General features: G+C 53.8%; 9 protein-coding genes. 2 read left to right on the top strand and 7 right to left on the bottom strand.

All coding sequences use genetic code 11. The features are described from left to right. Positions 1-251 precede the first annotated feature (251 nt). The 4 genes from GMST_RS21430 to GMST_RS21415 all read right to left on the bottom strand — a co-directional run bounded on the left by GMST_RS21430 (position 252) and on the right by GMST_RS21415 (position 2,463). Positions 252-542 (bottom strand): transposase, encoded by a 291-nt coding sequence (locus tag GMST_RS21430; protein WP_246399994.1) that lies wholly within the window; start codon positions 540-542, stop codon positions 252-254. Between the two features lie 139 nt (positions 543-681). Further along, positions 682-1,281, bottom strand: coding sequence for a hypothetical protein (locus tag GMST_RS21425; protein ID WP_183356752.1), 600 nt, complete (start codon positions 1,279-1,281; stop codon positions 682-684). Between the two features lie 106 nt (positions 1,282-1,387). Next, positions 1,388-1,855, bottom strand: coding sequence for a hypothetical protein (locus GMST_RS21420; protein ID WP_183356751.1), 468 nt, complete (start codon positions 1,853-1,855; stop codon positions 1,388-1,390). A gap of 110 nt (positions 1,856-1,965) precedes the next feature. Beyond that, positions 1,966-2,463 carry a hypothetical protein gene (locus GMST_RS21415; protein WP_183356750.1) on the bottom strand — a complete coding sequence of 166 codons (498 nt, stop codon included), beginning with the start codon at positions 2,461-2,463 and terminating at the stop codon, positions 1,966-1,968. A gap of 532 nt (positions 2,464-2,995) precedes the next feature. On the opposite strand from GMST_RS21415, the gene GMST_RS21410 reads away from it, so the two are divergent. After that, positions 2,996-3,694 (top strand): transglycosylase domain-containing protein, encoded by a 699-nt coding sequence (locus tag GMST_RS21410; protein ID WP_308936507.1) that lies wholly within the window; start codon positions 2,996-2,998, stop codon positions 3,692-3,694. A 182-nt stretch (positions 3,695-3,876) separates the two neighbouring features. Here the strand turns inward: GMST_RS21410 and GMST_RS21405 are convergent, their stop codons facing one another. The 3 genes from GMST_RS21405 to GMST_RS21395 are packed head-to-tail and all read right to left on the bottom strand — an operon-like array spanning position 3,877 to position 7,527. Then, positions 3,877-4,170, bottom strand: a complete 294-nt coding sequence (locus GMST_RS21405; RefSeq protein ID WP_183356748.1) for a hypothetical protein — start codon at positions 4,168-4,170, stop codon at positions 3,877-3,879. Positions 4,171-4,211: 41 nt separating this feature from the next. Further along, positions 4,212-4,514 carry a hypothetical protein gene (locus GMST_RS21400; RefSeq protein ID WP_183356747.1) on the bottom strand — a complete coding sequence of 101 codons (303 nt, stop codon included), beginning with the start codon at positions 4,512-4,514 and terminating at the stop codon, positions 4,212-4,214. Next, a complete protein-coding gene (locus tag GMST_RS21395; RefSeq protein WP_183356746.1) occupies positions 4,495-7,527 on the bottom strand; it encodes a tetratricopeptide repeat protein in 3,033 nt (1,010 codons plus the stop codon). Before GMST_RS21395 ends, GMST_RS21400 begins: the two co-directional genes overlap by 20 nt. Positions 7,528-7,754: 227 nt before the next feature. Here GMST_RS21395 and GMST_RS21390 point away from each other — a divergent pair, with 227 nt between their 5' ends. After that, complete coding sequence (locus GMST_RS21390) at positions 7,755-7,892, top strand: hypothetical protein (RefSeq protein ID WP_183356745.1); 138 nt, start codon at positions 7,755-7,757, stop codon at positions 7,890-7,892. Positions 7,893-7,995: the final 103 nt, after the last annotated feature.

Genomic DNA, 7,995 nt, shown 5'->3' with positions numbered 1-7,995 from the left:
GTCGGCCTCCTTGAGAATCGAGACGATCTGCGTCTCAGTGAAGCGTGACTTCTTCATGTAAAACCTCCTGGCGTTAAATAATGCCAGAAAGCTCTACTTTTCAAGTGTCTATCTTCTGGGGGAGCTTACGCCCTCAGCTTTCGTCCATCTCAGGACTAACAGCGGGACGCCCCTGTAATCCTGTAATTCTGCCGAATAGGTTGAAACGAAATGTGATTTTGATACTCCGCACGCAGTGCTTCGTTCGAGAATTACAGTATTACAGGGGCGTCCCCCTGAGACTCACTGTTTTGGAAAAGGTGTCCGGTCCTTTTATGCCTCTTGTTGAAGTTGAGGGCGTGGGCCGTCATCAATCGTTGCATCAGAGTTGCCAAGTGGGTCTCAGCAGGACGTAACAAAAGATGGAAGTGGTTGGACATCAGAGCCCAGGCATACAAGTCCGGTCCACCCTTTTCATTCACCATGTCTGCCAACCGTTCAAGGAACTCATCCCGCTCCTTGTTCAACCGGAAGATCTCACGGCCTTCTATACCGCGCGCCATTACGTGATGAAGTAGCCCTGGAACATCCAAGCGAGGTTGACGAGGCATAAATCCTCCCGTGCGCACCGCCTCTACATTAATATGTTACATATGTTACCTACGTCCCCTCATCCCGTCTTTGAAAACGTGCTATGAGCATCTAAAGTCTTAGATATTTCTTGGTGTACTTCCCGCCAAGTCTGGAAAACTCGTGTAATACATTGCTGTCGAGTCTGTACTGGGAACCAAAATGCTCATTGATTAATCTGCTTGCTGTTTCTACGCTAATTTTGTTTCCTTGTCTGATAGTATCTCTGAGGTAAATTGCCACAGACCGTTCCGTTTGAAGGCGAACCGTTTCCTCAGCATTGACCCATATAGCCATTATTTCGTTTGCTAATTTTGGTGAGTTTGGCATTGGGCCAAGTACCACTTTGTACGGATCAGTTGCAGCCTCAAGGTACGGCTTGTTTTCTTGTTCTCTGAAATAAAAGACGGCTAATGCTTCGGCGCACCAAGAGGTATCGGAAAGAAGGCTCAGCACATGGTAGTCATTAGTATCAGTATTTATACTGTGATACCAATTCAGGTAATTTCTGATAGTTTCCGTATGATGCTTTGTAGACGGGAATGCAACGATGCAATTGAATTTTTCAATTTTTCTAGTTCCATCAATGCCCGAGTGAAAACTTTTTGAAGTCACCTCCACGTGCCTGAAGTACCATTGCTCCATCCCCAGAGGTCTCATATTCTCCACCATTTAGCTCTCCCTTCGTGGCCAACGCCAAGCTCACCTCTCAATCGCAACCACCGACTTCTTCAATCTGCGGAGTCCGCTATAGCCTGTCCCCTTTCTACCATAACAGTTAATATCGAGAAAGCGGGTCGTAATCAGAAACTAAAATTCCAGTGTCAGGGTAGTCCTGAGCCCTGAACTCGCTTTTGCAGGCTTTACACTCATATTTGTAAGGCTTATCATTCCACTGGAGAATGTACAGTTCCTTCTTGACGTAACAGACAGGACAGGCAAATCTTTCAGGCAACCCCTTAAATCTATATAAGTGATCTCCTGCAGATGTTGTATAGAGATAAACCTCTTCTATCTGTTTTTCCCAACTCTCCTTTTCGCGAAGTAACGCTTTCAGGGTATGGTTATCTTCTTGGAGCTTTAGAAGTTCTTCACGAACAAGGAAAAGTTCATCCTGAACCTTTCCAATTTTTTCCATTGCCTCTGAAACCTGTGTATGAACCTTATCATCTATTTTTTGCTCCAGAGTGAACTTAAGAGCGTCCTTAGCAAATTTTAACGCGGTGTAGGCAGCAGTGAAGTCCATAATATCTTCCTCTTGTCACATTCATTGGTCATCGGAACATCGGAAACACTGCTAAGCTTATTTAGCAAAGTGCAGGTACTTAAGTTGCTTTAACAAGGTTCCACCAGAACCTACCTGAATGACGCTACAACCCACTTATAATTTTTTATTTGAGGGGAAATTCCAATATAGATGATTTGCCCGACAAGCATTTGATTAACAGCAAAAACGACTGAACGGCGATTTCCCTCTATAAAAGTGATCACACTATCAGTGCTATTTGTAACTGCTATAAGCTTAGTATCTAGATCTCCACCACATTGGAAAAATGTAATTTTACCCTTAATGTCATTTGCTATCCTTAGCGTATTTTCGTCTTCTGATGCAAGATTCAGCCTGGAAGCCACATCCAGAACGCGAAAGGTTCCTCCCGAGATATCCGTCCAATCACTCGATGAAATGATAAAGAGTCTATCAAGATCTTGAGGTTCAATTTCGGCAAGGTGCCAATTGACATCATCTGGAAGGGGTTCCCTGATGTCACTGCGGAAATCATCATGACTAAAGTTTTCTACTGCTTTCCAGTGATCCCACACTTCCGATTCCGTCACTGCACTTAGTATTTTCACAAGTCCTCCTGGCCAACATGTAATTATGCAGAAGAAACAAGCATCTAATATTATATGCCGGCATCTAATAGTAGATGCTTGTTTATAGTATTAGATGCTTTTGAGGCATCTAATATTATATGCTTTTCTTCTCTGCTCCCGTGCCGGGCTCTTCTGTTCCGAATCGTCGCAGCCGTGAAGATGACGATCATTCGGAAATATATGCGAATGTTTATTGTTTGTAAATTAAAAATATCTTCGTGACCGCTCGGTGGTGTCGCGGGTTAGGCTCTCAATTGTGAGGCGTTCGGCAGGCTGTAACTGTGAAGCTGGAAATGTCGGATTTCAGATATATGCTTCTGGTACGGGCTCAGTCAATACTATGATTCTCTGATACTGATGTGGGCACAATCTTTCGAGGTAAACTCATTTGCGAATTCTAAAATTACTTGCAGCGCTGATGGTTCTGCTTGTGTTGCTCTATGCCGGGTGGATCGGGGTCAGTCTTTACAGGCTGCCGTCGGTCGCGAAGCTCGCGGACCGGTCTGCCAGCATGTCTATCGAGGTCAAGGACTGGAAGGGGAAGGTGCACCCATTTGTGGTCGGACCGGATAACCCTCGCTGGGTTTCTGCGGAACGCATTCCTGCTGAGATGGAGTGGGCGGTCATCGTCGCGGAGGACGCCAACTTCTACGAGCACGGCGGGGTGGATGTTAAGGCCATCAAGGAGGCCATCCGCTACGATCTGGAAAAGAAACGCTTCGCCCGCGGCGCCTCGACGATCACGCAGCAGACGGCGAAGAATCTTTTCCTCTCCCGCAAGAAGACGCTTACTCGTAAGATCGAGGAGCTCTACCTCGCCAAGCGGATGGAGCAGACGCTCACCAAGGGTCGGATCCTGGAGCTCTACCTGAATATCGTTGAGCTGGGACCGATGGTCTACGGCGTGGGGCACGGGGCGCGCTACTATTTCGATAAGCCGGCGCAGGAACTCACGCCGAGAGAATGCTCGTTTCTGGCTGCCATGCTTCCCGGGCCTCAGAAGGCGTACAACCCTTACCGACACATGGACCGGGTGCTGAAACGCTCGAACCAGATTCTCTTTCTCTTGAAACAGCGTGGGGTGCTAAGCGAAGGGGAATACCGGGATGCGCTGGCGGAATCGGTCGATATCTCGGGGATGCAGCGCAAGGTGGACCGGAGTTTTACGGGGCAGGTGAAGAGGTTCTTTCAGAGACTGTTTTCCTTCTGATTTTTTATGTGAGGCGGAGCATGGCTAAATCCCTTCTGTCTCCCCTTCGCAAAGGGGAGGACGTTGGGGCTGCTGCAGCGCTTCGTGGAGCTGTTTCTTCAGGTTTTTGGCATGCCTCATGTCCTTGATCCGGGATTCCCGAAGCACCGCAGCTTTCTGGCGACGGTGCTTCGGGAGGACGGCTACTTCTTTCCGGTCTGGGACTGCAGGCTGCTGTTGAGGGGCTTTAGATGGAGGGCTCCCAGGTGCTCGATGCTTAGGTTGTGAAAACAGGCCAAGAGTAACTGGTTGGCCACCTCCTCGCTGTCCTTGCCCACTACCTTGAGAAGTAATTCTCCATCGAGTGCCCGAAACTCCAGATGAATCAGATCCCCCTGTACCATCAGCCCTATATCTTTCTCTTCAAAGTTGTCGGTAGCAACCTGCACCAGGTGCATCGCCATCGCCTCGTAAAACTGGTCCGTATCTGCGCTCATCCCGCGTCCTCCCATTTAGCGTTCCTTGGTCTGTCTCCTGATCACACAGCCTGCAGGGTGCGCCGCAGTGGGGTCTTGTGCAGTTTCTTCAACTTCTCGATGCTGATCTTGTGCAGACACGCCAACACCATCTCCCAGCCCAAGCCGTCGATACTCTTGGCCGATACCTGAAATTCGACCTCTTTGGCGCTGTTGAGTATCCGCAGGTGCTTCAGGCCGTTTGCCTCGCGGGTCATGAGGTGCTTCTCCCCTTGATCGTCGGTGGCAAGACGAATCAGCCCCCATGCCGTGTTCTCCAGCACAGCTTGAAAAAATTCCGGACAGTTATTCTTCTCCTCGCTCATGCTCTCCCTCCTCGGTCTGTTCTGCGCTTGGCTGCGCTAGGTTGCCGCCGGCTGAGCTTGCCGCTTCCTCTGCGAGCCGCTCTGGCCCGGCTGGCTTCACTACGGTGAAATATTCCAGGTCCTCCAACTGGTGCACGAAAAGCGCGGCGTCCTCCTCGGTGGAATTCTTGGGCAGCAGGGTCCGCCATTCCAGGAGGTTCTCAAGCTCCCGGCTCACGTCCTTGATCCTCAGGGCACTCTTGGTGTCGTCGAACTCCCAGAAGTACGATCTCCTCGGAGTGGCGGTGAACCACAGGCGGCTTGCCGAAAACTTCTGGCTGAACTTGTTGGTAACCATGTTGTAGAGGATTTTCACTCCGCCTACGTCGAGCAGCATGGTCTGGGTCTCGGTGCAGATGTGGGCGAGGTCCGGCATGGTGAAATGCCACACGCTCTCCGCGTTCAGATGCTGCTTGATGGCACGCAGCTTGGTGTTGAGCACGTTCACGATGCCATCCCCCCTCGCGTAGATCAGGCTGTGCAGCCGATCGATACCAAAGGGCTCGACCAGAAAATTCACCCCGGTCCAACCCTGCCCCCTGGAGGTGGTGAAGTTCCCCTCGAGGACGGTCGAGAGGTGTTCGGTCATCACCAGGAAACGATCGGGTTGGTTGGAGAGCCGATGCACGGCGCAGGACTCGGAACCGTACTCGCAGGCCCCGATCACGGTGCTCTCCAGGTCGAGGCTCATTTTCACCCCACGAAAGCGCTCCCCCTCTTGTATGAAGGCGAAGTAGACGTTGTCCTTGACGCTCGACATGAAGAGCCCCATGAAACACGCCCCCGCCCCGTAGAAAAAGTTCTCGTTTATCTCGAACTGCGCCGTGAAACGGCTTTGCTCCCCACAGAGCAGGGTGCGCCAGACGCTTACCTTGTTCTTGACGTTGATAAGGAGAAAAAGGTCCCGGTCCGGCAGGACGTCCATGAGCTCCAGATCTTTGAAGTTCTCGGAACGGTACCTGGTGGCGGCCTGGCGGCGCAGGTCTACCACGATGAGGGTGTCCTCCGCTTCGCGCAATACCAGGTGGTGCTCGGAGGAACCCATGCGGCACAACCCGAGGTCCGGGTTGCGCGTGGAGAGGTCGACGACCAACTCCGGCGCGAAACTGAAATCGATCGGGGTGGCTTCAATATGGAAGGCTGTGGCCACTTTTTCTTCTATCGACGCTACCATGGGCTGGTACCAGGGCTCGCCGAAATACGCCTTGATGCGGGCAGCGGTTGCGGCGTTGCCCAGTCTGAGTGCCGTCTCCAGGTCGCCCAGGTCCTCGGCGTCGGCTGCCGTCAGCTGGGTCAGGGTGCCCTCGGCAGCCTTTCTCAACTCGGCGGCCTCGCCGGCAGGGAGATGGAGCGTCAGCCTGCGCATCTGGGCCACAAGCTGCTTCACCTCTGCAATCGGGGGCTCCTCCTGTTGGCGGAGTTCGTCCAGCCGTTCCAGCAGATTGTAGATCTCCTCCCGCTCGTTTTCCCGCACCTGCTCGAGGAGCTCCTGGTAAACCTCGTGGAACTCCGGATAGCCCTGGAAAAGCGGCTTGAGCTCCTGGGCCAGCTCCCAGCACGCGGTCCCGGTCTCCTCTTCTTCGAGCCGCTTTAGTCTCACGAAATCGAGCCAGCTCTTCTTGATCTCGTCCGGGGAGAGCCGCTGCAGGCGGCGGTTTTGGTCCAGGACCGAAAAAAGCGGCGAGATCCGGCAGGCTCGCGCGAAGTCGGCCTGCTCCGCCTGCCGTGACAAGCGGAGCAGGCTGTCGATGCACTCCTCCCAGTTCTTCTGTGCGGCGAACTGCTCCAGGGCGCGCAGCTGTTCCGCCACGCTCTCCTGGTTTAGCCGCTGTTTTTCCCGGGCGATGAGGTTTTTGACGTTGTCGGCGCCTGCCTTGTCGAGTTCCTGGATCCGTAGCAGCAACTCCAGCCTCTTTGCCGGCACCTCGCAGGACTCGAAGCTCGCCCAGAGATCCGCAAGCCGCGAGCGGGCTTTGCCGGCCTCCACCTCGCGGGCCAACTGGCGCGCCCTCTGGAAATCCGGGTACAGGCTCAAGGCCTGGTTGAGCAGCAGCTCGGTCCGGGGGATGTCGGCTTCGGCGTAGGCTTTCTCGGCCCGGCAATAAAACGGCTCGGCCTCGCGGGTCAGGGCCGTTTCGATCTCCTTTCTCAGGCCCGGGAACGCCGCAACGAAGCCCTCTTTTTCCTCCGAACGCTTCAGAAGATGGTAGGCCTGGGTGAGGTTGCCGTCCTTGAAGCAGAGGTCGGCATAGGCGAGGAGAGCCATCTTGCCCAGGTCTGCCGGCTGCGACTCGCCGAAGAGGGCCCGGGCCTCGGGAACCATGCCGTTGCCGTAGTAGGTAAGTGCCAGGAGTTCGCGGATCGACTTGTCCCTCAGTACCTGCTTCGGTTGGGCCAGGAGGAGCTCGATGGCCTTTGGGTAGGCGCCCATCTCTTCAACCAGCAGGCGAGCGGCTTTCGCCAACAGCGGCAACTCCTTCATGTCCGAGATGCGCAGCGAATTCAGCAGCTCCCCGGCCTGGGGGTATTCGTACTGGGCGAGCAGGGCTTCGGCGTTTGCCAGGGTCTCGCGGGGGGAAGAGTCGGTTGAGGTTTTCTTCCCTTTTTTCTTCCCTTCAGATTGTGCCGGCGCGGCTGTCTGCGGGGAGGGGAGGGCGCCGACGGTGTCGAGGGCCTTGGGGGAAAGTGCCTTAAGGTCGGCATGGCAGGCATCGACGGAAGGGAGTGTCGTGTGCTTGATGAGGATGATGTCCGGGCTAAACGGGTGGTTCACCAGGTGGAAGGTTGCCCCGTACTCTTCCAGCAGCAGATTCTGGAGCCGGTTCTTCACCCGGTACCCCTGCTCCCGCTCTGCCTCGGAGAGCTGCAGGGAGGTCGGGTTGACCCGTTTGATCAGGGTGATGATTTCCTCGCAGGAGGGAATCCGAGGCGAATTAAGGAGTTTCTCCGCAGATTGCAGGGACGCTTCCCACATCAGGCACCTCCTTTTTATCGGCATATGAGATGAGAGAGGGTTAATGGTAACATCCAATTGACGATTGACAATGACGATTGACGATTGGAGGCGGGACGGCGATGGGCAAATGACGATGGACAATGGACGATTGGTATCGACAAGGAGCGGGGAAGGGCGGTGGCGGTGTTTATTCGCTGGCGGGAAAAATGCTACTGTGGGGACAGAAAAGGGAAGGAGGTCCCCATATGAAGCGACTACTTGCTACGCTTGCGGCAGGGCTGGTGGCGGCCTGCTTCGCATCGGTGGCGTTTGCCGAGACTACCACGACTACTACCGAACCGAGCACCACGACCACGACGACTACTACGGTGGAACCGAAATGATAATTGACGATTGGCAATGACGGCAATGGGAATTGACGATTGAAAGTAACGGGCCGTATCCGGACAGGGTACGGCCTTTCTGGTTTTTAGCTGCCCCTGTGCC

Origin of the sequence: Geomonas silvestris (assembly GCF_014193515.1) — a bacterium.
GTDB lineage: Bacteria > Desulfobacterota > Desulfuromonadia > Geobacterales > Geobacteraceae > Geomonas > Geomonas silvestris.
This window is presented reverse-complemented; position numbering and strand designations above follow the sequence as displayed.